This window comes from Rhizobium sp. SG741 (assembly GCF_012275435.1).
GTDB classification, from domain to species: Bacteria; Pseudomonadota; Alphaproteobacteria; order Rhizobiales; family Rhizobiaceae; genus Rhizobium; species Rhizobium lusitanum.
Map to the genome: position 1 here is coordinate 39,486 of NZ_JAAZQP010000005.1, position 22,685 is coordinate 62,170.

At 60.7% G+C, this 22,685-nt stretch carries 22 protein-coding genes; 14 read left to right on the forward strand and 8 right to left on the reverse strand.

The features are described from left to right. The first annotated feature begins 44 nt into the window (after positions 1–44). The 3 genes from FHT29_RS14370 (at position 45) to FHT29_RS14380 (ending at position 5,231) form a co-directional block, all read left to right on the forward strand. Positions 45–785 (forward strand): LuxR family transcriptional regulator, encoded by a 741-nt coding sequence (locus tag FHT29_RS14370; RefSeq protein WP_037196160.1) that lies wholly within the window; start codon positions 45–47, stop codon positions 783–785. An 80-nt stretch (positions 786–865) separates the two neighbouring features. Next, positions 866–4,327 carry a pyruvate carboxylase gene (gene pyc, locus FHT29_RS14375; RefSeq protein ID WP_047554302.1) on the forward strand — a complete coding sequence of 1,154 codons (3,462 nt, stop codon included), beginning with the start codon at positions 866–868 and terminating at the stop codon, positions 4,325–4,327. A gap of 82 nt (positions 4,328–4,409) precedes the next feature. Further along, on the forward strand, positions 4,410–5,231 hold the full coding sequence (locus FHT29_RS14380; protein ID WP_047554300.1) for an MBL fold metallo-hydrolase: 822 nt from the start codon (positions 4,410–4,412) through the stop codon (positions 5,229–5,231). 33 nt (positions 5,232–5,264) lie between these two features. Here the strand turns inward: FHT29_RS14380 and FHT29_RS14385 are convergent, their stop codons facing one another. From FHT29_RS14385 to FHT29_RS14400, 4 genes are all read right to left on the reverse strand, one after another. After that, a complete protein-coding gene (locus FHT29_RS14385) occupies positions 5,265–5,720 on the reverse strand; it encodes a GNAT family N-acetyltransferase (protein ID WP_047554298.1) in 456 nt (151 codons plus the stop codon). 30 nt (positions 5,721–5,750) lie between these two features. After that, entirely contained in the window at positions 5,751–6,512 is a 762-nt protein-coding gene (locus FHT29_RS14390; RefSeq protein WP_047554296.1) for an amino acid ABC transporter ATP-binding protein, read from the reverse strand. Beyond that, positions 6,509–7,189, reverse strand: a complete 681-nt coding sequence (locus tag FHT29_RS14395) for an amino acid ABC transporter permease (RefSeq protein WP_037195818.1) — start codon at positions 7,187–7,189, stop codon at positions 6,509–6,511. The genes FHT29_RS14390 and FHT29_RS14395 overlap by 4 nt, the downstream gene beginning before the upstream one ends. An 87-nt stretch (positions 7,190–7,276) precedes the next feature. Beyond that, the gene (locus FHT29_RS14400) at positions 7,277–8,050 is read right to left on the reverse strand and encodes an amino acid ABC transporter substrate-binding protein (protein WP_047554412.1); all 774 of its coding nucleotides are present in this window, start codon (positions 8,048–8,050) and stop codon (positions 7,277–7,279) included. 513 nt (positions 8,051–8,563) lie between these two features. Between FHT29_RS14400 and FHT29_RS14405 the strand changes: the two genes are divergently transcribed. The 4 genes from FHT29_RS14405 to FHT29_RS14420 all read left to right on the forward strand — a co-directional run bounded on the left by FHT29_RS14405 (position 8,564) and on the right by FHT29_RS14420 (position 12,107). Further along, positions 8,564–9,544: an SGNH/GDSL hydrolase family protein gene (locus FHT29_RS14405; protein ID WP_037195823.1), complete on the forward strand. Its 981-nt coding sequence runs from the start codon at positions 8,564–8,566 to the stop codon at positions 9,542–9,544. Next, positions 9,537–10,610, forward strand: coding sequence for an acyltransferase (locus FHT29_RS14410; RefSeq protein WP_037195825.1), 1,074 nt, complete (start codon positions 9,537–9,539; stop codon positions 10,608–10,610). Before FHT29_RS14405 ends, FHT29_RS14410 begins: the two co-directional genes overlap by 8 nt. 322 nt (positions 10,611–10,932) lie before the next feature. Then, positions 10,933–11,424, forward strand: a complete 492-nt coding sequence (locus FHT29_RS14415) for a MarR family transcriptional regulator (protein ID WP_037195828.1) — start codon at positions 10,933–10,935, stop codon at positions 11,422–11,424. Then, the gene (locus tag FHT29_RS14420; protein WP_047554294.1) at positions 11,421–12,107 is read left to right on the forward strand and encodes a GNAT family N-acetyltransferase; all 687 of its coding nucleotides are present in this window, start codon (positions 11,421–11,423) and stop codon (positions 12,105–12,107) included. Before FHT29_RS14415 ends, FHT29_RS14420 begins: the two co-directional genes overlap by 4 nt. A gap of 28 nt (positions 12,108–12,135) precedes the next feature. Here FHT29_RS14420 and FHT29_RS14425 read toward each other — a convergent pair whose 3' ends face one another. After that, entirely contained in the window at positions 12,136–13,008 is an 873-nt protein-coding gene (locus FHT29_RS14425) for a DMT family transporter (protein WP_037195833.1), read from the reverse strand. Positions 13,009–13,275: 267 nt separating this feature from the next. On the opposite strand from FHT29_RS14425, the gene FHT29_RS14430 reads away from it, so the two are divergent. After that, on the forward strand, positions 13,276–14,475 hold the full coding sequence (locus tag FHT29_RS14430) for an MFS transporter (RefSeq protein WP_037195835.1): 1,200 nt from the start codon (positions 13,276–13,278) through the stop codon (positions 14,473–14,475). A 127-nt stretch (positions 14,476–14,602) separates the two neighbouring features. Continuing rightward, a complete protein-coding gene (gene ispG, locus FHT29_RS14435) occupies positions 14,603–15,856 on the forward strand; it encodes a flavodoxin-dependent (E)-4-hydroxy-3-methylbut-2-enyl-diphosphate synthase (RefSeq protein ID WP_037195836.1) in 1,254 nt (417 codons plus the stop codon). Between the two features lie 15 nt (positions 15,857–15,871). Here the strand turns inward: ispG and FHT29_RS14440 are convergent, their stop codons facing one another. Together FHT29_RS14440 and FHT29_RS14445 are read right to left on the reverse strand one after the other, a co-directional pair. Continuing rightward, positions 15,872–16,513 (reverse strand): LysE family translocator, encoded by a 642-nt coding sequence (locus FHT29_RS14440; protein ID WP_047554292.1) that lies wholly within the window; start codon positions 16,511–16,513, stop codon positions 15,872–15,874. A 198-nt stretch (positions 16,514–16,711) separates the two neighbouring features. Continuing rightward, positions 16,712–17,626 carry a polyprenyl synthetase family protein gene (locus tag FHT29_RS14445; RefSeq protein ID WP_047554291.1) on the reverse strand — a complete coding sequence of 305 codons (915 nt, stop codon included), beginning with the start codon at positions 17,624–17,626 and terminating at the stop codon, positions 16,712–16,714. Positions 17,627–17,805: 179 nt separating this feature from the next. On the opposite strand from FHT29_RS14445, the gene mtgA reads away from it, so the two are divergent. From mtgA to rpmF, 4 genes are all read left to right on the forward strand, one after another. Then, the gene (gene mtgA / locus FHT29_RS14450; protein ID WP_047554408.1) at positions 17,806–18,552 is read left to right on the forward strand and encodes a monofunctional biosynthetic peptidoglycan transglycosylase; all 747 of its coding nucleotides are present in this window, start codon (positions 17,806–17,808) and stop codon (positions 18,550–18,552) included. Positions 18,553–18,646: 94 nt separating this feature from the next. After that, positions 18,647–19,369 (forward strand): DUF1868 domain-containing protein, encoded by a 723-nt coding sequence (locus FHT29_RS14455; protein WP_168599855.1) that lies wholly within the window; start codon positions 18,647–18,649, stop codon positions 19,367–19,369. A 16-nt stretch (positions 19,370–19,385) separates the two neighbouring features. Further along, complete coding sequence (locus FHT29_RS14460; protein WP_047554289.1) at positions 19,386–20,033, forward strand: glutathione S-transferase family protein; 648 nt, start codon at positions 19,386–19,388, stop codon at positions 20,031–20,033. 177 nt (positions 20,034–20,210) lie between these two features. Beyond that, positions 20,211–20,396 (forward strand): 50S ribosomal protein L32, encoded by a 186-nt coding sequence (gene rpmF / locus FHT29_RS14465; RefSeq protein WP_006724402.1) that lies wholly within the window; start codon positions 20,211–20,213, stop codon positions 20,394–20,396. 222 nt (positions 20,397–20,618) lie between these two features. Here the strand turns inward: rpmF and phaR are convergent, their stop codons facing one another. Then, entirely contained in the window at positions 20,619–21,191 is a 573-nt protein-coding gene (gene phaR, locus FHT29_RS14470) for a polyhydroxyalkanoate synthesis repressor PhaR (protein WP_034509395.1), read from the reverse strand. A gap of 240 nt (positions 21,192–21,431) precedes the next feature. Between phaR and FHT29_RS14475 the strand changes: the two genes are divergently transcribed. After that, positions 21,432–22,613, forward strand: a complete 1,182-nt coding sequence (locus FHT29_RS14475; RefSeq protein WP_047554287.1) for an acetyl-CoA C-acetyltransferase — start codon at positions 21,432–21,434, stop codon at positions 22,611–22,613. Positions 22,614–22,685: the final 72 nt, after the last annotated feature.

The window sequence follows — 22,685 nt, forward strand, 5'->3', positions numbered from 1 at the left end:
TGTCCGGCCGCCAACAATTCGGGCTGTAAAGCCAAGGGGTGCATGTGACTATCCATTCGTTATTGCAATTGCTTGTGGTCATCGAAGAATGCAAGCTTACCAAGAATGTCGTGGTCGAACTCGAGCTGGTGCTCCGCTCCTACAAGTTCGACTTCTATGGCCTGTTGAGGCAGCCGCGGCCGAATGTCGATATTGCCAACTTCATACTTGCGGGTCGTTGGCCCGATAATTGGCCGCGGACCTACGCCAGCAAGAGATATCTGCTCGTCGACCCGGTGGCGCGCCATCTCGGCCGGGCGCAGCGGCCCTTCCGTTGGCGCGATGCCATGATTGCGCTGAAGGGAGACCCTCTGCGGCGGCGGATGGAGCAGATGATGGCGGATGCCCGCGCCAACGGGCTCGTCGACGGCTATATCTTCCCCATTCACGGGCGCAACGGCCTGCTTGGAAGCATGACGATCGGCGGCGATGCCGTCGACCTGTCGCCGACGGAGCTTTCCCTTTTCGATGCCGTGGCAAGAAAGGCGTTCTGGAGGCTTCTGGAACTGCGCGACGAGGCCCAATCGCTGGAAGAAGCCGCCAAGGGCGACGTCAACCTGACCAAGCGCGAAATGGAAGTTCTGAATCACCTCGCCGAAGGCATGACGTCGATCGAGATCAGCAAGCTTCTGAAAATCTCGAACCATACCGTCGACTGGTACACGAACAGCATCCAGGACAAGCTGAAGGCCCGGAACCGGCAGCATATCGTCGCGATTGCTTTCAGAAACGGACTTATTCCGTAATTGAACTTCTCGTGACAAGAAGTTAAGAATTCTCTTCGCGGGTGCAGCATTGCCCGTTTCGATGCCGTGAGGAGACTGCATTGCCCATTTCCAAAATCCTGGTTGCCAACCGTTCCGAGATCGCCATCCGCGTCTTTCGCGCCGCCAACGAGCTCGGCATAAAAACAGTCGCCATCTGGGCCGAGGAAGACAAGCTGGCATTGCACCGCTTCAAGGCGGACGAGAGCTATCAGGTTGGCCGCGGCCCGCATCTGGCCCGCGACCTCGGCCCGATCGAAAGCTATCTGTCGATCGACGAGATCATCCGCGTCGCCAAGCTTTCCGGCGCCGACGCCATTCACCCCGGCTACGGGCTGCTGTCGGAAAGCCCGGAATTCGTCGACGCCTGCGATGCCGCCGGCATCATCTTCATCGGTCCGAGGGCCGATACGATGCGCCAGCTCGGCAACAAGGTGGCGGCCCGCAACCTCGCCATCTCGGTCGGCGTGCCGGTCGTGCCCGCCACCGAGCCGCTGCCTGATGATATGGCCGAAGTCGCGAAGATGGCCGAGGAGATCGGCTATCCGGTGATGCTCAAGGCCTCCTGGGGCGGCGGCGGTCGCGGCATGCGCGCCATCCGCGATCCCAAGGATCTCGCCAAGGAGGTAACGGAAGCCAAGCGCGAGGCCATGGCCGCTTTCGGCAAGGACGAGGTCTATCTCGAAAAGCTGGTCGAGCGTGCCCGCCACGTCGAAAGCCAGGTGCTTGGCGACACGCACGGCAATGTCGTTCACCTGTTCGAGCGCGACTGTTCGGTCCAGCGCCGCAACCAGAAGGTCGTCGAGCGCGCGCCGGCGCCTTACCTCACCGACGCGCAGCGCCAGGAGTTGGCAACCTATTCTCTGAAGATCGCCGGTGCGACCAGTTATGTCGGCGCCGGCACCGTCGAATATCTGATGGATGCCGATACCGGCAAGTTCTACTTCATCGAAGTCAACCCGCGCATCCAGGTCGAGCATACGGTGACCGAAGTCGTTACCGGCATCGACATCGTCAAGGCGCAGATCCATATCCTCGACGGCTTTGCCATCGGCACGCCGGAATCGGGCGTTCCGAAGCAGGCGGATATCCGCCTCAACGGCCATGCCCTGCAGTGCCGCGTGACGACCGAGGATCCCGAGCACAACTTCATTCCGGATTATGGCCGCATAACAGCCTATCGCTCGGCCGCCGGCTTCGGCATCCGTCTCGACGGCGGCACGGCCTATTCCGGCGCCATCATCACCCGTTTCTACGATCCTCTGCTGGTCAAGGTGACGGCCTGGGCGTCTACACCTGCAGAGACGATCGCCCGCATGGATCGTGCGCTACGTGAATTCCGCATCCGCGGCGTGGCGACGAACCTGACCTTCCTCGAAGCGATCATCACCCACCCGAAATTCCGCGACAACAGCTATACGACCCGCTTCATCGACACGACGCCGGAACTGTTCCAGCAGGTCAAGCGCCAGGATCGAGCAACCAAGCTGCTTACCTATCTTGCCGACGTCACCGTCAACGGCCATCCCGAAACGCGCGGCCGCCCGACGCCCTCGCCGAAGGCGGCGGAGCCGGTCTTGCCCTATATCGACGGCAAGGTGCCTGACGGCACCAAGCAGCTGCTGGACAAGCTCGGCCCGCAGAAGTTCGCCGAATGGATGCGCAATGAAAAGCGCGTGCTGATGACCGACACGACGATGCGCGACGGCCATCAGTCGCTGCTCGCCACCCGCATGCGCACCTATGACATCGCTCATGTCGCCGGCACTTATGCGCGGGCGCTGCCGCAGCTGCTGTCGCTGGAATGCTGGGGCGGCGCCACCTTCGACGTTTCGATGCGCTTCCTCACCGAGGATCCGTGGGAGCGCCTGTCGCTGATCCGCGAGGGTGCGCCGAACCTGCTTCTGCAGATGCTTCTGCGCGGCGCCAACGGCGTCGGCTACACCAACTATCCCGACAATGTCGTCAAATACTTCGTACGCCAGGCGGCCAAGGGCGGCGTTGATCTCTTCCGTGTGTTCGACTGCCTGAACTGGGTGGAGAACATGCGCGTGTCGATGGATGCCGTTGCCGAGGAGAACAAGCTTTGCGAGGCGGCGATCTGCTATACGGGCGATATCCTCAACTCCGCCCGCCCGAAATATGACCTCAAGTACTATACCGATCTCGCCGTCGAGCTGGAAAAGGCCGGCGCTCATATCATCGCGCTGAAGGACATGGCCGGCCTGTTGAAGCCGGCTGCCGCCAAGGTGCTGTTCAAGGCGCTGCGCGAGGCGACCGGCCTGCCGATCCACTTCCACACGCATGACACGTCAGGCATTGCCGCCGCGACGGTGCTGGCCGCCGTCGACGCCGGCGTCGACGCGGTCGATGCGGCAATGGATGCACTGTCAGGCAATACATCGCAGCCCTGCCTCGGCTCGATCGTCGAGGCGCTGAAGGGCACGGAGCGCGATCCCGGCCTCGATCCCGAATGGATCCGCCGCATCTCCTTTTATTGGGAGGCTGTGCGCAATCAGTATGCTGCCTTCGAAAGCGACCTCAAGGGACCGGCTTCCGAAGTCTACCTGCATGAAATGCCGGGCGGACAATTCACCAACCTCAAGGAACAGGCCCGCTCGCTTGGCCTCGAGACCCGCTGGCATCAGGTGGCGCAGGCCTATGCCGATGCCAACCAGATGTTCGGGGATATCGTCAAGGTGACGCCGTCTTCCAAGGTGGTCGGCGACATGGCGCTGATGATGGTGAGCCAGGATCTGACGGTTGCCGACGTCGTCAGCCCGGATCGGGAAGTCTCCTTCCCGGAATCCGTCGTCTCCATGCTGAAGGGCGATCTCGGCCAGCCGCCGTCCGGATGGCCGCAAGCCCTGCAAAAGAAGGCGCTGAAAGGCGACAAGCCCTATACTGTACGTCCGGGCTCGCTGCTGGCCGAAGCTGATCTCGATGCCGAGCGCAAGGCGATCGAGACCAAGCTGGAGCGCAAGGTCGATGACTTCGAGTTTGCCTCCTATCTGATGTATCCGAAGGTCTTTACCGACTATGCGTTGGCCGCCGACACCTACGGCCCCGTTTCCGTGCTGCCGACACCAGCCTATTTCTATGGGCTGAAGGAAGGCGGAGAGCTTTTCGCCGAGATCGAACGCGGCAAGACGCTCGTCGTCGTCAACCAGGCGATGACGACGACCGACGACAAGGGCATGGTGACGGTGTTCTTCGAGCTCAACGGCCAGCCGCGCCGCATCAAGGTGCCGGATCGCGCCCATGGCGCTTCCGGCAGCGCCATCCGCCGCAAGGCGGAAGCGGGCAACTCAGCCCATGTCGGCGCGCCGATGCCGGGCGTCATCTCCACCGTCTTCATTGCGCCCGGCCAGGCCATCAAGGCCGGTGATGTGCTCGTTTCCATCGAGGCCATGAAGATGGAAACGGCGCTGCATGCGGAGAAGGACGGCACCATCGCAGAGGTGCTCGTGCGCGCCGGCGATCAGATCGATGCCAAGGACCTCCTGGTCGTCTACGGCGCCTGATCGTCGCTGATGAAATAGGGAAGGGGCGGCTCTCGGGCTCCGCCCCTTTTTTGAGTCTGGATATCGAGGTGGAATCGTATCGATGACGAGCAAATTCCGGCATTTCGGGCAATACGACGTCATCCTTCTGCACGACGGCGTTTTCGAACCGTCGATTGATGTGCTCATCCATGCCGATGGCAGTGTTGCAAGGCAGCGTGTCATCGAGGCTTGGGGCAAGCCGACGCTTCGAGTGGATGTAAACTGTTTCGCCCTGCGGGGTGCCGATGGCATCATTCTCGTGGACGCCGGTACGGGCACTTCGTGGGGACCCAATTACGGTCACGCGCGATCTGCATTGCGTGAGGCGGGAATCACGCCGGAACAGGTCCAGCACATATTGATCACCCATCTGCATGGCGATCATGCGCTCGGTCTGTTGGATGGAGACACCCCGTATTTCCCCCATGCCGATGTGTTCGTGCCGGACAGGGATCTTGCCTTTTTCACCGATCCGGCCGCTCGGGAGGCAACACCGGAGGCGCGGCGTGGCGGCTTCAAGGTGGCCGAACAGCTCCAGCGAGTCTATGGGTCGCGAGTCCGACGGATCGGGGAAGGCCCTGTATTGGCCGGCATAGAGGCGCGGTCTCTGCCGGGCCATACCCCCGGTCACACCGGTTATCTGGTTCGCGGCGAAGACAAGCATCTCCTGATCTGGGGCGATGCCTTGCATCTGGGGGATCTTCAACCCGGTGATCCGAAGATCGGGCTGATCTTCGATCTCGATGCCGAGATGGCGTTGCGAACGCGTCAAGCCGTGCTGGAAGATGCCGCCCGCGAAGGCTGGATCATCGCCGGCGGCCATATCACCGGCTTCGGCCGCGTGCAGCGGGCCTCCGAAGGCTACCAGATCGTGCCGGTGTAAAACACCCGGCTCGTTGCGGCTTTCCGCACGCTATCAGACCGATTTGCGCATATGGACGATGACGCCGCCCTTGAACGGCTCCTCACGGTCGATCGCATAGCCATTCTTCAGATATAGCCGCACATTTTCGGCAAAAAGCTTGTTGGTATAGAGCCGGATTTCCCTGTGTCCCAGCGAGGCCGCGACATCCTCGGCGTGCGCCAGCAGCCTGCGGCCGATGCCCTGCCCCTGATGTGCCGGCGATACCGCGACATTCTCGATCAGCAGATGGTCGGCGCCCGGAACCATTTCGATCAGCGCGGCGGGCCTGCCTTCGATCTCCACGAGGTCGATGCGGTGCTTGCGAACGGCCTCCGCATAGTCCGCAACCATCGGCAGCGGCTCGCGACCGATGACGGGCACCCATTTGGCATAGGCTTCCCGCGTCAGCAGGCGAATGGTCTCGGCATCGTCAGCGGTCGCCGCGCGCAGAAAAAAGGGTTGCGTCACTCTCGTTGCCTCCGGCGAGCGGTCCGATTCTCAAATATCGTAGCTGTGACCGGCATTCAGCGTCGAGATGAACTGCTTGGTGCGCTCCTGCGACGGTGAGCCGAAGATGCTGCGGGAGGAACCTGTCTCGACGATGTTGCCCGCCTCGAGGAAAACCACATTGTTGGCGATCTTCGAGGCAAGCCGCAGATCATGTGTCGCCATGACCATGGTCGTGCCTTCGTTGGCGAGCTTGCCGAGGACATCGACCACTTCGGCTGCAAGTTCCGGATCGAGCGCCGAGGTCGGCTCGTCGCAGAGCAGCACGCGCGGCGAGGGCGCAAGCGCCCGGGCGATCGCGACGCGCTGCTGCTGCCCGCCCGACAGCGTCGAGGGCCACGCATCCATCTTGTGCGCCATGCCGACCTTGGTCAGCAGTTCGACGGCGCGGGCGCGGGCCTTGTCCGCCGGCCAGCGCAGCACGGTCGTCAGGCCCTCCATGACGTTCTGGATCGCCGTCTGATGGGGAAAGAGCTGAAAATTCTGGAAGACCATGCCGGTCTGGCGGCGGATTTTCTGGATCTCCTGCCAAGTGGGCCTCTTGCCCGGGAGGAAGGTGGCCGTTTCCTCGCCGATGCGGATGGTGCCGGCAGTCGGAATTTCCAGAAGGTTGATGCAGCGCAGAAGCGTGCTCTTGCCGCCGCCAGAGGGGCCGACCAGAGCCGTCACGGTGCCTTCCGGGATCAGCAGGCTGATATCTTTCAGGATGACATTGTCGCCGAAGCGTTTTTCGATATGCGACAGCTCGATCATGCCTGCGCCTCCAGCGTGCCGCCGGAGCGGGCGAAACGGCGTTCGAGATAGCCCTGCAGCGTCGAGAGGAACGTGCTGAGCACGAGATAGATGATGGCGGCCTCGATATAGAGGATCAACGGCTCATAGGTCGTCGCCACGATGCGCTGCGCGGCCTGGAACAGCTCCGGCACGGTGATCGCGGCGGCAAGCGAGGTATCTTTGACGAGCGAGATGAAGGTGTTCGACAGTGGCGGCACGGCGACGCGGGCGGCCTGCGGCAGGATGGTGCGGCTCATCGCCTGGCGCCAGTTCATGCCGATGGAATAGGCCGCTTCCCACTGGCCCTTGGGCACCGAGGAGATGACGGCGCGGATAATCTCGGACGAATAGGCGCCGACGTTCAGCGTGAAGCCGATGATGGCGGCCGGGAAGGCATCGAGCAGGATGCCGAGGCTTGGCAGGCCGTAGAAGATGACAAAGAGCTGCACCAGAAGCGGCGTGCCGCGGATCACCCAGACGTAGAAGCGCGCGACGGCGACCAACGGCCGCGGGCCGAACAGCCTGACAACGGCGGTGACGAGCCCGAGCAGCAGGCCGAGAACGAAGGTGATGAGGGTGAGCGGGATAGTGAAGACGAGCCCTGCCCAAAGCAGCGAGCCCAAAGAGTCCCACATCAGTTGCAACCAGTGCTCCAAGGAGAAGCGCCTTTCGATAAGAGAATGCGTCCGGAGATGACCCCGGACGCATCTTTTTCACAAATTGGTGTTTCTGCCTATTCCCACTTACTTCGAAACGTCCTGTCCGAAGTACTTCTGCGAGATCTTGGTATAGGTGCCGTCGGCCTTGATATCGGCCAGTGCCTTGTTGATGGCAGCCTGCAGCTCCGGCTCGCCCTTGCGGATGATGGCGGCGGAATAATCGGCATTGGCCTGCTGGGCGACGATCTTCACCGGCGCGTCGGGCTTGTGCTTCTTGAAATCGAGGAAGGAGAGGCTGTCATTGATCGTCGCGTCGGCGCGGCCTGTCAGCACGAGCTGGATCGACTGGTCGAAGCCGTCGGTGCCGACCAGTTCGGCGCCGGACTGCTGGGCGAGCTTGCCGAAATTGCTGGTCAGCGACTGCGCTGATTTCTTGCCCTTGAGGTCGGCGAAATCCTTGATGTCCTTATTGCCTTCCTTGACGATCAGCACGGCTTTCGAGGCAATGTAGGGATCGGAGAAATCATATTTCTGCTTGCGGGCATCGGTGATGCCAACTTCGTTGATGACCGTGTCGTAGCGGTTGGCGTCGAGACCGGCGATCAGGCCGTCCCACTTGCCTTCCAGGAACTGCGCCTTGACGCCGAGCTTGCCGGCGATGGCTTCGGCGATCTCGACATCGAAGCCGGTGAGCTTGCCGCTCTCGTCGTGATAGGTGAAGGGCGCATAGGTGCCTTCCGTGCCGACCTTCAGCACGCCGGCGGTCTGGATCGCCTTGAGGTTGTCGCCGGCATGGGCGGGCAGGAGAAACGCAGCCTGCACGAGGGCGGCGGCAGCAACAGTCTTCAACCAGTTCATAATTTTCTTCCGTTTCTTGAGAGCGGTTTCAATCAATGTCGCATACATCGCAGAAAAATTGCATCACGGAAGCGTAGAAAACTGCGAAACGATTGGGCAATTGCGAATATTTTTCTCAAAGAACAGCCGATCTAGCCGTCAGGAGAGCCGAGGCTTCCGTCTCCGTCGATAATTGCTGACTGATGTGGCAGTGCAGCATGGTGACAATTCTGAATGTTGCCCTACTTCTCCCGGTGTTGCTCCATTTCTCTCAATGTTGCCCGTTGCGTCATGTGATTGTTGTTTGGTGCGGCATCGTTCACGCAGGGCGTGCGCCATGAATGTCTCCTGGCGGCTTGCCGGGAGACGCCGGCGGCAATCGAAATGCGTTTCTACTACGAAGTGAAGTGCAGGAATTGATCTGACACAGCCCGAAGAGGTGACGAATTGCCCATCATTGCGTGCTGGCGGCCTTGGCCGGTTACTAGGCTTGTTGTCGTGGCTGCGTCTTTCCTTCTGGGTTTGTCTACTTTCATGCCGGCCTTTGCGGCGGAAACGACTGAGCGGCCATCGAAATGGATCGGCCGCGTTGCTGCTGATGACGCAGCTTTTGGCTGGCCTGGCAGCGGTTTCGCGCTTCGTTTCGAAGGCAGATCGCTCTCCGTCACGCTCGTTGATACCGGAAAAAACAGTCTGGTGATCGAAGTGGATGGCGTTCCCCAGCGCCTCGATCTGCAGGCGGGGAAGCACCAATACCAGCTTGCCGACGGGTTGCAGCAAGGCGTCCATGATGTTCGCGCGACGCGCCGCACCGAGGGATGGATTGGCGATACCATATTCGTTTCGGCGGAAACGGACGGTTCATTTCTCCCACCGTCAGCCCCGAGGGATGAACTGGTGGCCATAGGGGACTCCATCACCGCCGGCTATGGCGTCGAGGGCGTCGGCCCCGGATGCAAATTCAGCCCCGAGACGGAAAATCAATACCTGACATATACCGCCGTAGCAGCGCGTAGTCTGGGAATGGAACTGACGACGCTCGCGGTTTCGGGAATCGGTCTTTCGCATGCCGGCAAAGGCACGAAAACCATGGCTGACGTGATGGATAACGTGACGCCGTTGAGACATGGCGCACCCAGCGCTCCCAATGAACGCGTTTCCGCGGTGGTTATCAATTTGGGAACGAACGACTTCTCGGGCAACAAGAATCCCAGCGATTTTGTCGATGAATACGTCAAGCTCGTCGCCAGGCTGAGGCATCAATTTCCGAAGGCGTATCTATACGCCGCACTCGGTCCGATGATGTCCCAGAAGGATTTCGACGTGGCGGAGAAAGCAATTGAACTCGCCGTCCAGACGAGCGCCGCGAAAGGCGAAAATCGTCTGCGCTATCTGAACTTGCGGGTCAAACCGACAGATTTCGGATGCGATTGGCATCCAAGCCGCAGCACCAATGCGGCAATGGCAACAGTGTTGGAACAGGCAATCAAAGCGGATCGGGGCCTTCATGATTAACGAACGCGTACTGTCAATTCGGCAATCAAACTCGAAGCATTTTGAATCTCTCCAGGTACTTCGGTTCGCGGCGGCTTTCGCGGTCGTTCTCTTCCATTTCGGAAGCGGTCTCACGATACAATATCATCTCGATCGCAACTATCTTGGCATGGGCGCAGCCGGCGTCGACGTTTTCTTCGTTCTGAGTGGATTTATCATCAGCTACTCCTCCGATCCGGCACGTGGGGTTGCTTATTTCGCACGCAAGCGACTTTCCAGAATCGTTCCGCTCTACTGGCTGCTGACGTTCGCGATTATCTTGATTGCGCTTGTGAAGCCCAACCTGCTCAACTCGACGATCGTGAGCGTGGAGACTGTGGTTAAATCTCTTCTTTTCATCCCTTATGAGAAAAGCGGAGGCGCGATACAGCCGATCCTGTTTCTGGGTTGGACGCTCTGTTACGAGATGTTTTTCTACATGATTTTCGGTGCCTGCCTGCTGTTTGGCGCCAAGGCGACATGGTATGCCTGCGCAATCGTCCTATCCCTGGTGGCACTGGGTGCGATCTGGCCGCACGGGTCTGTCGAATGGCGTTTCTACACAAGTCCGATATTGATCGAGTTCGCTCTCGGCATGATGCTTCACAAAGCATACTCCGCGTCCAGCGCCTTCAGGAGTGGATCGAATACCGTCGCGGTTGCTCTGGTTATTTTAGCGTGCGGAGCCCATTTCCTCATCACGACACTCGCCGGCCCCAATATTTTCGCCTCGAGCCTGTTGGCTGTCCTTCTGGTCTCGGGCTTCCTGCTCATGCGGCTGCCTGCCGGAAAAATATTGGCTACCCTGGTTCTCCTCGGCGACGCTTCCTACTCGCTTTACCTCATACACCCCTACACATTGCAGCTTCCGATCAAATTGCTGGGCGACCACTTTTCCATATCCTTTGTGACGGGAATATTGGTCCTGGTTACGCTTTGCACGATTGGGATCTCTGTGATGCTTCTGAAGTTTTTTGAGCGACCGATGCAGGCTTTTCTGATGAGGCGTTCGAAACCTATCGGGCAGCCTGTCGTTCAGGCGGAATAAAATCCCGGCTATCTGGCGGCGGTTGAAGGGATCTCTTGCGAGGCGCTCCCTGGCTTGCGCCTGGCGGGTGCCGGCAATAGCGGATTTGGCCCGCGGCGGATATTGATCTCGAACCGGCTTCGCAGCTGCGGAGTATCACAGAATTCCTCTGGAGTGAGCTCGTCGTCGCGTTCGTTGAGCCCTGCGGCTGCGACTTCGCCTGGACAAGTCCTTGCCCGGCTTCCCACATGAAACTGCTCGCCATCCCAACCCGAAGAGGCGCTTGATATCAATTCCATAACAGTTTATATAACAAGTTATGTAAATTGTTATGGAGGACACCTTGGCTGAGGATATCGTGAAATCGCTGGGTTTCCTTTGCCTGGGCAGCCGCTTTCGCCGTATCGGCGAACGCCTTCAGGCGGATACGCAGCAGATCATGGTGGAGTTCGGCGTCTCCCTCCAGTCGGCCCAATATCCCTTCCTCGCGGCGATCGACCGCGCCGGCCCGATGACGATAGGCGAACTTGCCCAGGCCGTCGGCATCACCCAGCCGGGTGCCACGCGCACCATCTCGCAGCTTCTGGAGCTGGGTTACGTCGACATGCAGGCCTCGGCCGAGGATCAGCGCCGAAGGCTGGTTTCGCTGACGCCAAAGGGCCGGGAACTCGTCGATTATTCGAAACGATCGGTCTGGCCGCGCATCGAACAGGCGGTGACCGAGCTTTGCGGCGATCTCTCCGGACCGATCCTGCAACAGCTCGCCGCGATCGAGGACGGGCTTGCCGAAGCGCCGCTTGCCCGTCGAGGTGTCGATAAGGAGCAGAAATCATGAGTCATATTCTCGACCGGCCGGCCTGGAATGCGCTGCGAACCGCCCATGCGACATTGGCCGAAGGCAGTGAACGCGCCCGCCGCTATCCGCCCTCGATCGTGCCCTTCGCGGCCGCTGCCGATGATACGGCGGAAAGCCTTGAGGCATTGGAGAACCTGCCTGCCGCCGACGAGGTCATGGCGCTCGTCGAAGCCTGCCCAATCACGATCCCGCAGGGCTTGACGGTCCTCTCCGAAAGCAGGCTCGTGCAGATGATCGCCGAACGGCCCCATGAGCGCATCTCAGACAGCCGGATCGCGCCGCTGACGGAAGGCGATGCAGCGGAGATGCTCGCTTTGGCCACATTGACCAAGCCCGGTCCCTTCACGTTGCGCGCCCAGAGCCTCGGCACCTTTTGGGGTGTCAAGATCGATGGCCGGCTCGTTGCCATGGCCGGTCAGCGCATGCGCCAGCCCGGTTTTGCCGAGCTCAGCGGCCTTTGCACCCATCCCGATTTTCAGGGGCGGGGCCTCGGCACCCTGCTCTTCCGCTTCGTTGCCGGCGAGATCTCGGCGAGGGACGAGACCGTCTACCTGCATGCCTTTGCGGCGAATACTCCGGCCATCTCGCTCTACAAGGCGCTTGGTTTCCGCTTGCGCACCGAAATGAATCTCAGCGTGGTTACGCGCCGGCAGGCGGCGTAATCATCCCTTCGGCCAGCCTGGATCCGCCTCAGGCCGCCGCGGCGCGCCGCTTCATCCGTTCGCTGATAATGATGATGAACCCGGCGCTGAGGATCAGGATGGCGCCGATGAAGGTGTTGGCGCCGGGGATGTCTCCCCATATCAGGTAGCCGAGCAGGAAGGCCCAGACGAGAGACGTATATTCGAAGGGTGCAAGCACGGAGACGGGCGCCTGCCGCATGCCTTCGAAGAGGGCCAGCTGGCCTGCGCCGGCGATGACGCCGGTCAGCGCAAGCAGGACGATCTGGAACGGCGTCGGCGTGTGCCAGTGCGCAATCGCCATGCCGGCGGTGAGGATGATGAACATGATGTTGGAGACGGCCATCTGGATATGGCTCTTCTCATGCAGCGCCGTCTTGCGCAGCAGCACCATGCCGCTTGCCCAGAGGATGGCGGCCTGGAGGGCCAGATAGACCGGCCAGGAGATCGACAGTCCCACGGGATTGGAGGCGATCACCACGCCGCAGAAGCCGACGCCCACCGCCATCCAGCGGGCGAAGGTGACCTTTTCGCGCAGCACGATGGTGGCGAGAATGGTGCCGACGATCGGTGCGGCATAGTAAAGCGTCGTCACCTCCGCGAGCTGCAGGTAGGAGGCCGCCGAATAATAGGAAATCCAGGCAATCAGGATGATGATGCTGCGCACGATCATCGGCTTGATGATCGGCGAGCGCGCCACCTTGCGGACCAGCGACGGGCCTTCGAAGACGAAGCAGCCGGCAAGGATGGTGCAGCTTCGAATGAACAGGACCTGCCAGACCGGAATGGAGGCGACGAGCAGCTTCACAGCCGAATCATGGGCAGTGAACAGCATGTAGGCAAACACCGTAAGCAGGATGCCATAGCTGATGGGGTTTTTCACGGAAGCACCAAAGGGATGGCCGACAAAAAATGGTCGACTCGGGCCGACTGAAGAATCTTTCAGGCCTCAACCGATAGGAGCCTACTTTTTCGCCGTCAATAGGACATTTTGCCAATGCCGTGCACATATGAATGATTTATTCGAGGTTGTGGCGTCTTTGCCTCCGCTTTAACAGAGGGAGACGAAATGTGACCGTGTCGGCCGTTTTCAATCGTTGCGATTTCAATCGATTTAAATAGAGTGCGGCACCGATCCGGAGGATTTTTTATGGACAATATGACGAGATCGGAGGGTCTTGAGGCGCGAAGGAGCGGGTTTTTCACAAAATCGCGCGCGGCCGTCTCCCTGCTGTTCTTGATGAATGGCTTCATGGTCGGCTGTTGGGCACCGAAAATTCCGGAGTTCGCCGAGCGGCTGCAACTGTCTAAATTCGAACTCGGCCTGATGATCCTGGTCTTCGGCGTCGGCTCGCTTGTCATGATGCCGCTGGCCGGCGCGCAGATCGCCGTTCGCGGTTCGAGGGTCGTCGTCAGGGCGTTCGGGGTGCTGCTGGTACCGATGCTCCTGGCTCTGACGTTGGCACCAAATGTTTGGACGGCGGCCGTTGCGCTGTTCTTCTTCGGCGGCTTCATCGGCGCCATGGACGTGGCGATGAACGCCAATGCCGTATCGGTCGAGCAATCCATGCGCCGGGCGATCATGTCGTCCTGCCATGCCTTCTGGAGCCTGGGCGGTCTGCTGGGCTCGGCGATCGGCGGCTTCCTGATTTCGCATTGGGGCGTTCTCGGCCATGCTGAGGTTTCGACCGTGCTGGCAATCTTCTTCCTGGTCGTCGCCTGGCCAATGGTGCTCGGCGATCAGCCGCATCCGGACGAGGCCAAGCCGAAGGCGCGGCTGCCGATGATCCCGCTGCCGTGGCTGCTCGGCATCGTCGCGCTGTTCTGCATGGTGCCGGAGGGTGCCGTGCTCGATTGGAGCGCGCTCTATCTCGGCCAGGAAAAGGGAGCATCGGTCATCTTGTCGGGCTTCGGCTTCGCCGCTTTTTCCGCCACCATGGCAACGATGCGCTTCGCCGGCGATTTCGTGCGTGATCGGCTCGGTGCGGTGAGGACGCTGCGCGTCTGCACGATCTTTGCCATCGTCGGCATGCTGACGGCGGCGCTGGCGCCGAATGCGGAGATCGCCATTCTCGGCTTCGCGCTTTGCGGCATCGGCATTTCGAACATGGTGCCGATCGCCTTCTCCGCGGCGGGCAATATTCCGGGCCTGCAGCCCGGCATCGCAATCTCCGTCGTTACCACGCTCGGCTATTCCGGCATGCTGGTTGCGCCTTCGGCCATCGGCTTTGCCGCCGAACACATCGGATTCTCGCCGGTGCTGATGGCGCTGCCGGTGCTGCTGCTCGTCGTGCTGGCGCTGTCGTCGCTGGCGCGCTACGCTGACGGTATCGGTGACAGCAAGCATTAATTTTGTCGCTTTTGCTCGCTATCGGCCTGATCCTGTCCGATCAAAAGAGATACCCGGAGCGGTTGACAACGACCGCTCCGTGATCCACCTGAAAGGCACCAGTTTCAAAGGCCTGCGAGAGCTATCCATGTCGTCTGCCAGTGATTTCGACCCGAAACCGCGCCGTTCCTCCGTTGCCGTCGATGTCGGCGGTGTGATCGTCGGTGGCGGTGCGCCCGTGGTCGTGCAATCCATGACCAATACCGATACCGCCGACGTCGATTCGACCGTGGCGCAGGTGGCGGCCCTGTTCAAGGCCGGCTCGGAGCTCGTGCGCATCACCGTCGACCGCGACGAAAGTGCGGCCGCCGTGCCGAAGATCCGCGAGCGGCTGCTGCGGCTCGGCATGGACGTGCCGCTGATCGGCGATTTCCATTATATCGGCCACAAGCTGCTCGCCGATCATCCGGCCTGCGCCGAGGCGCTGGCGAAATATCGCATCAATCCCGGCAATGTCGGCTTCAAGGACAAGAAGGACAAGCAGTTCGCCGAGATCATCGAGATGGCGATCCGCTATGACAAGCCGGTGCGCATCGGCGTCAACTGGGGTTCGCTCGATCAGGATCTCTTGACCGCGCTGATGGACAAGAACGCCGCCGAGGGTTCGCCGTTGTCGGCCCGCCAGGTGACGCGCGAGACGATCGTGCAGTCGGCGCTGATCTCTGCCGATCTCGCCGAGGAAATCGGTCTGCCGCGCAACCGCATCATCCTGTCGGCCAAGGTCAGCCAGGTGCAGGATCTGATCGCCGTCTATTCCATGCTGTCGGAGCGTTCCGACCATGCGCTGCATCTCGGCCTCACCGAGGCCGGCATGGGCAGCAAGGGCATCGTCGCCTCGTCGGCCGCCATGGGCTACGTGCTGCAGCATGGCATCGGCGATACGATCCGCGTGTCGCTGACACCGGAGCCGAATGGCGACCGTACCCGCGAGGTGCAGGTGGCGCAGGAGCTGTTGCAGGTCATGGGTTTCCGCCAGTTCATACCCGTCGTCGCGGCTTGTCCCGGCTGCGGCCGAACGACCTCGACCGTCTTCCAGGAACTGGCGCAGAACATCCAGAACGACATCCGCAAGAACATGCCGGTCTGGCGCGAGAAATATCCGGGCGTCGAGGCGCTGAACGTCGCCGTCATGGGCTGTATCGTCAACGGTCCCGGCGAAAGCAAGCATGCCGACATCGGTATTTCCCTGCCAGGCACCGGCGAAACGCCGGCAGCCCCGGTCTTCATCGATGGCCAGAAAGCGATGACGCTGCGCGGCCCGAATATCGCTTCGGACTTCGAAGCGCTGGTTGCCGACTATATCGAGAAGCGGTTCGGCCAGAAGAGCGTCGCGGCGGAGTGATCCGCCGCCCTCATGCTAGATATTGCTCGTCAGCAGCTTGATGCCGGCGAAGCAATAGAAGCCGGCCATGGCGCCTTCGATCCAGCGGCGGGCGTTCCTGTAGATCTTCAGCGCATGCGGCGTCGAGAACAGCATCGCATAGCCCATGAAAGCCACGAAACCTGTGACGCCACAGACGATGATGATCAGCACCGCCACGGAGGCGGGCGCGCCCTGCGGCATGCCGAGCGCGATGATGGCGAGCCAGGCGAAGATCGCTTTCGGATTGGTGACGTGGATGCCGTAGCCGCGCAGGACCAGCGACTTGAAGGTCGGTGCCTTTGTTTCCATGGTGGCGGTTGGCACGTCGCCGCTTGCCCGCACGGCGCGAAATGCCTTGTAGGCAAGATAGAGCAGATAGATGCCGCCGAAGATCTTCAGCACCTCCAGCGCCATCGCGTAGGTCTGCAGCAGGGTGGCGAGGCCGGCAGCAGCGGCGATCGCCCAGGTCAGCGAGCCACCGAAGATGCCAAGCGAGAGGGTCATGCCCGCCTTGCGGCCGTGCGTCATCGATGTGCCGATGATGGCCATGATCGCCGGTCCAGGACTGACGACGGCGATGATATAGGCGATATAGGCCGGCAGGATCTGCGGCAGATAGGCAAGCGTCTCGCGCATGGAGAAAATTCCCGGGGGCCTTGGCTGGCGCGGACAATTCCGCGTCTGCGGGCCAATTCGGTAGGGGAATTTGTCATAAAGCGCAGCGGAAATCACCCTCCGCTGCGGAGATTCTTGTCATGGTGACATTGGGCCGTTTCGAAAGGCCCCTGCAACGGGGTGCTCTGGTGCAAGGCAGGCCGCTGCGTCCGAGAGAGTTCAGTTCCTGCGGTTCGCCACGAACCGCGCCGTTTCGACAAGCACATGCGCCTTGTCGCCGTAACCGGACAGCAGATCGGCCGCTTCGGTGACCAGCCTTGCGAGCGTCGTCTCGGCCCATTCCTGGCCGTGCAGGCCCACCAGCGTGCCCTTGCCGCGGGCGGCATCCTTGCCCGTTGCCTTGCCCATGGTGGCGGCATCGGCTGTCAGGTCGAGCAGGTCGTCGGCAAGTTGGAAGGCGAGGCCGATCTTTTCGCCGAAGGTCCGCAGTCGCCTTCGGTCTTCCACGCCGGCGCCGGCGATGATCGCGCCTGCCTCGCAGGCGCAGCGGATCAGCGCACCTGTCTTCATCGCCTGCAGCGTCGTGATGCCGTTTTCGTCCGGCGTCTCTTTTTCCGCTGCAAGGTCGAGTGCCTGGCCGCCGGCCATGCCGCCGATGCCGGATGCCCGCGCGAGCGCAAGCACGAGCGCCATTTTCCGATCGGCCGGCAACTCCGTTTCGGGTGCGGCTATGATATCGAAGGCGTAGGTCAGCAGGCTGTCGCCCGCCAGGATCGCTGTCGCGTAGTCGAAGGCGATATGCACGGTCGGCTGGCCGCGACGCAGGTCGTCGTCGTCCATGGCAGGCAGGTCGTCGTGGACAAGCGAATAGCAATGTACGCATTCGAGGGCTGCGCCGACCCTCAGGGCGGCATCCGCATTGCCGCCGAGAAGCGCTGATGACTCCATGACGAGAAAGGGTCTCAGCCGCTTGCCGCCATTCAGCACGCCATGGCGCATCGCGCTCAGAAGCCGGGCGGGACGAACGATCTCGTCGCCGAGGCTGGCATCGCCGAGAAGCCGGCTCAACGTCGCCTCGATCTTGCCGGCATTGTCCCTGAGGCGCTGTTCGAATGAGGAATGGGTGCTGTCCATGGCCGCTGTTTGGCATGAGAGGCGATGGCTGGCAACGAGAATTGTCAACAGCCGGTTGGGGAATTGCGTCGCACTCTGGTCATCGCTTTGTGTAGACGGTATGACGATTGCAGCATTCTGAGCGTTTCCCGGATGCGTGAAGAGTGTTCCGGGATGGAGCGATCGTGGACGTCAGGCAATTGGACATATCGACGGACAATGAGGAGGAAGCCGATATGCCGCAACGGTCCTCGTTGTTTGCGCGCTTCAAGGACCGTCCGCTTTGGCAACGCATCGTCCTCATCCTGATCGGCTTGTTGCTGCTGCCCTATCTCTTCATCCTCCTCTACGTATTGCCGTTCGTACACCCGGTCTCGACCCTGATGCTGCGCGATGTGGTCACGTTTCAGGGATATGATCGCCGCTGGGTTCCGCTCGACCAGATAGCGCCGGTGCTGGTGAAATCGGTCCTGGTTTCCGAGGACGGGCAGTTCTGCTTCCATGGCGGGGTCGATTGGGGCGAGATGCGGATGCTGGTCCAGGAGACGCTCCAGGGCAAATCCACGCGCGGCGGCAGCACGATCCCGATGCAGACGGTGAAGAACCTGTTTCTCTGGAACAGCCGTTCCTTCGTGCGCAAGACGCTGGAGCTGCCGCTTGCGGTTTCGGCCTCCTTCGTCTGGCCGAAGCGCCGGATGATGGAAATCTATCTGAATGTCGCCGAATGGGGGCCGGGCATATACGGCATCGAGGCGGCGGCGCGATATCATTTCAAGGTGCCCGCTTCCAAGCTCACTGCGCGCCAGGCCGCTCTTCTTGCGGTCTCGCTCCCCAATCCGATCGATCGGGTGGCGAGCAAGCCGGGGCGCGGCCTCAGCCAGCTCGCCTCGCTGATCCAGCGGCGTGCGAGGAATGCCGACGAATACATCAAATGCCTTTATGATTGAGATCAGAACTTGTCGTTCGATCGGCTTGTTGTCATCTGCCATTCTTGGCTATGACCTAAGGGCGGATGATCTGCCAACGACGATCGGACATGCCATGGACTTCGCCGCCTTTTCCCCCGAGCTGCTGCAATATGCCAAGAGCCTGCATCCTGAGCCGCCGCGCCATCTCGGTACGCGCTACGATCTTTCCGGGGTCTTCCAGTACGAGCCTGGCAATACGATCGTCTGCCATGTGCCTGAGGGCTCGCAAACACAGCGTGCCATGGTAGTGGCAAGGCAGAAGTACCTGGAGATGCCGGAAGCCCGGCAATTTACCTTCACGCCGGTTTCCAGCCTTCATATGACGCTGTTCCAGGGCGTCATCGAATATCGAAGCACGCAGCCTCATTGGCCTGCAGATCTTGCGCTCGATACGCCGATCGACGAGATGACCGAGATCATGCATGAGCGGCTAAAGACCTTTTCCATGCGCGATCCGTTCAAGGTGGCGGTGATAAAGGCGCGACCGAGCGGCCTCTTGGTCGATGGCGCAACGGAAGCGGACCGCAAGACGATGCGGGAATGGCGCAATGTGCTGGCCGATCTCTTCGGTTATCGCCATCCCGATCACGACACCTATGCCTTTCACATTACCTTCACCTATGTCATCGAGCGGCTGGCCGACGAGGCGCTGCCGCGCTGGCAGGCGATGCTGGACGAGGTAGCGGCCGAGCTTCGTGCCGAGGTGCCCGTTCTTGAGCTGCGGCCACCGGCCTTCTGCTCGTTCGATGATATGAACCATTTCGAGGAACTTCGCGTCCTGGAATTCCGGAGCTAACAAGGGAGCAGGGATCATGGACAAGCTGATCCTTTATATCGGCAACAAGAACTATTCCTCCTGGTCGTTCCGGCCATGGATCGCGCTGGAGGGTTGCGGCATCGCCTTCGAAGAGGTTCTGATCCCCTTCGATTTTCCGGCCGGCAATCCCGACATTCGCGAGGTTTCGCCGACGGGCAAAGTACCGATGCTGGTGCATGGCGGCTTCAAGGTCTGGGAATCGCTTGCCATCATCGAATATGTGGCCGAGCTTTTCCCCGATGCCGGCCTGCTGCCCAGGGATCGGCAGGCGCGAGCGCTGGCACGGTCCTACAGCATGGAGATGCTGTCGGGTTTCAGTGCTCTGCGCAATGCATGCCCGATGAACATGCGCCGTCCGGTGAGCCGCCCCGACCGGCTGGAAGGGGTCATGGAGGATGTGGCACGCATCGAGACAATCTGGCGCGAGGCGCGGTCCCGCTCCGGCGGTCCTTTCCTGTTCGGAGCGTTTTCTGGGGCAGACGCGATGTTTGCGCCCGTCATCAGCCGCCTCGAGCGATACGATATCGCTACCAATGCCGACACAAAGGACTATATGGCTATCATGAAAGGCTTGCCTGCCTGGAAGAAGTGGGAAGAGGCGGCGCTGCAGGAAACATGGACCGTGCCGGAAGACGAGGATTGAACCTCGATCGGTTCCGATATGCCGAATCAGCTGCTGCGGGCAAAAAATGCTGGAAGGGACTGGTCAAAGCCCGATAAGTCATGTACAAGCCCGGCCAAATTCCGAAATTGATGCATGTCTATTTCGGCCGCCTGGCTGGCCGTAGATATGTTTCGTCCGCAAATTGGAGTACCGAAAATGGCTGTACCGAAGAGAAAAACAAGCCCGTCCAAGCGCGGTATGCGCCGTTCGGCTGACGCACTGAAGGCTTCGACCTATGTTGAAGACAAGAACTCCGGCGAACTGCGCCGTCCGCACCATATCGATCTGAAGACCGGTATGTATCGCGGTCGCCAGGTCCTGACGCCGAAGGAAAGCGCATAATTTCAGCGCTGCCTTGATGGCATGAATTAAAAAGGCTGGCGGTTCGCCGGCCTTTTTCCGTTTTGATCTGGTTGTATGGATGGAAGAAAAGCGGCCTGTTAGGGGGCCGCGCCGCTGGGTATGCACTCTCCGTAAATTCAAGGCCGGCGCTCATCCCGCATCCGCCCTCTGGAGCGTTGAAGGATGGCGGGCACCTTCTCCCCGAGGGGAGAAGGGTAGATTTCACAAGCTATCCAGCTTGCTCTGCATGGCGCGGAGCTGTTCCTTCAGCTCGTCGATATCCTTGGCCTCGGCCTTGCGGCTTTCCTTCGCCGGGGGCTTCATGAAGGGCGAGAACATCTGCATGGCCTGCTGGAACATCTCGGTGTTGCGGCGAACCTGTTCCTCGACCATCTGGATCGGCAGTTGCAGGTTCTTGCCGAGAGGCGTTTCGCCGAAGGCCCGGTTGATCTGCTCGCGCATCTGCACCTGTTGCTCTGTGAACGAACGCATGGAATGCTCGAGAAAACTCGGTACGACCATTTGCATCTGATCGCCGTAAAAACCGATCAACTGGCGAAGGAAAGAAATCGGCAGCAGCGTGTTGCCGGTCTTCGATTCCTGTTCGAAAATGATCTGCGTCAGGACCGAATGCGTAATATCCTCACCGCTTTTTGCATCCTGGACGGTAAACTCCTCGCCCTTTTTTACCATCTCCGCAAGGTCGTCCAGCGTCACGTAAGTGCTGGTTCCGGTGTTGTATAGGCGGCGATTGGCATATTTCTTGATTACGATCTGGCCCTCATTTTTTGCCATTATCAGTCTCCTGGCCCCGTCTGATTGTATGGAATACTCCTCCACCCCTAAGTGTAGACGCAAAAGAAGCTTGGTGACAATCGCTTTGTGCGATGCGGCAAGACCTTTCCTTTGATTGCATTTTTTGAAGGCAGTGACAGCTTCGCGAAATGTGCGCGATGAAAATTCTTGCTGTTTGACTCAGGCGCAAAGCTTTGACAGTTTCGCCTCATATACTGTCCATTCTGTGAGGAGGCATCCATGAGCAGTTCATCCATCGTCGTCGCCAGCGCGGCGCGTACCGCCGTCGGCTCTTTCAACGGCGCTTTTGCGGCCGTTCCCGCGCACGAGCTTGGCGCCACCGCCATCAAGGGCGCATTGGAACGCGCCGGCGTCGACGCCAAGGAAGTCGACGAAGTGATCCTTGGCCAGGTGCTGCAGGCCGGCGAAGGACAGAACCCCGCCCGCCAGGCTGCGATGAAGGCCGGCATCCCGCAGGAAGCGACCGCCTGGAGCGTCAACCAGCTTTGCGGTTCCGGCCTGCGTGCAGTCGCGCTCGGCCTCCAGCAGATCGCGACCGGCGACGCGAAGATCATCGTTGCCGGCGGGCAGGAATCCATGTCGATGGCTCCGCATGCCGCGCATCTTCGCGCCGGCACCAAGATGGGCGACATGAAAATGGTCGACACGATGATCAAGGATGGCCTCATGGATGCCTTCCACGGCTATCACATGGGTATCACGGCGGAGAATATCGCGCGCCAATGGCAGCTTTCGCGCGAGGATCAGGATCAGTTTGCCGTGTCTTCGCAGAACAAGGCAGAGGCAGCGCAGAAGGCCGGGCGGTTCAAGGACGAGATCGTTCCCTTCACGATCCAGTCGCGCAAGGGCGACGTCACTGTCGATACCGACGAATATATCCGCCATGGCGCGACACTGGATGGCATGGTCAAGCTCAGGCCCGCCTTCGACAAGGAGGGCACGGTGACGGCCGGCAACGCTTCCGGCCTCAATGACGGTGCGGCCGCAGCCGTGCTGATGACCGAGGCCGAAGCCTCGCGCCGCGGCATCCAGCCGCTCGCGCGCATCGTTTCCTGGGCAACGGCCGGCGTCGATCCGCAAATCATGGGCACGGGACCTATCCCGGCGTCCCGCAAAGCGTTGGAAAAAGCGGGCTGGTCGGTTGGCGACCTCGACCTTGTCGAGGCCAACGAGGCTTTCGCCGCTCAGGCATGCGCCGTCAACAAGGACCTCGGCTGGGATACGTCGATCGTCAACGTCAATGGCGGCGCCATCGCCATCGGCCATCCGATCGGCGCTTCCGGCGCGCGCATCCTCAACACGCTGCTGTTCGAAATGAAGCGCCGCGGCGCCCGCAAGGGTCTCGCCACGCTGTGCATCGGCGGCGGCATGGGTGTTGCCATGTGCTTCGAGGCATTTTGAAGCATCTCGAGCGCGGGGGCGCTCGAGATCCCGAGCAAGGTTTTCCAGAAGAGGCGGTGAAGGCGGAGCAGG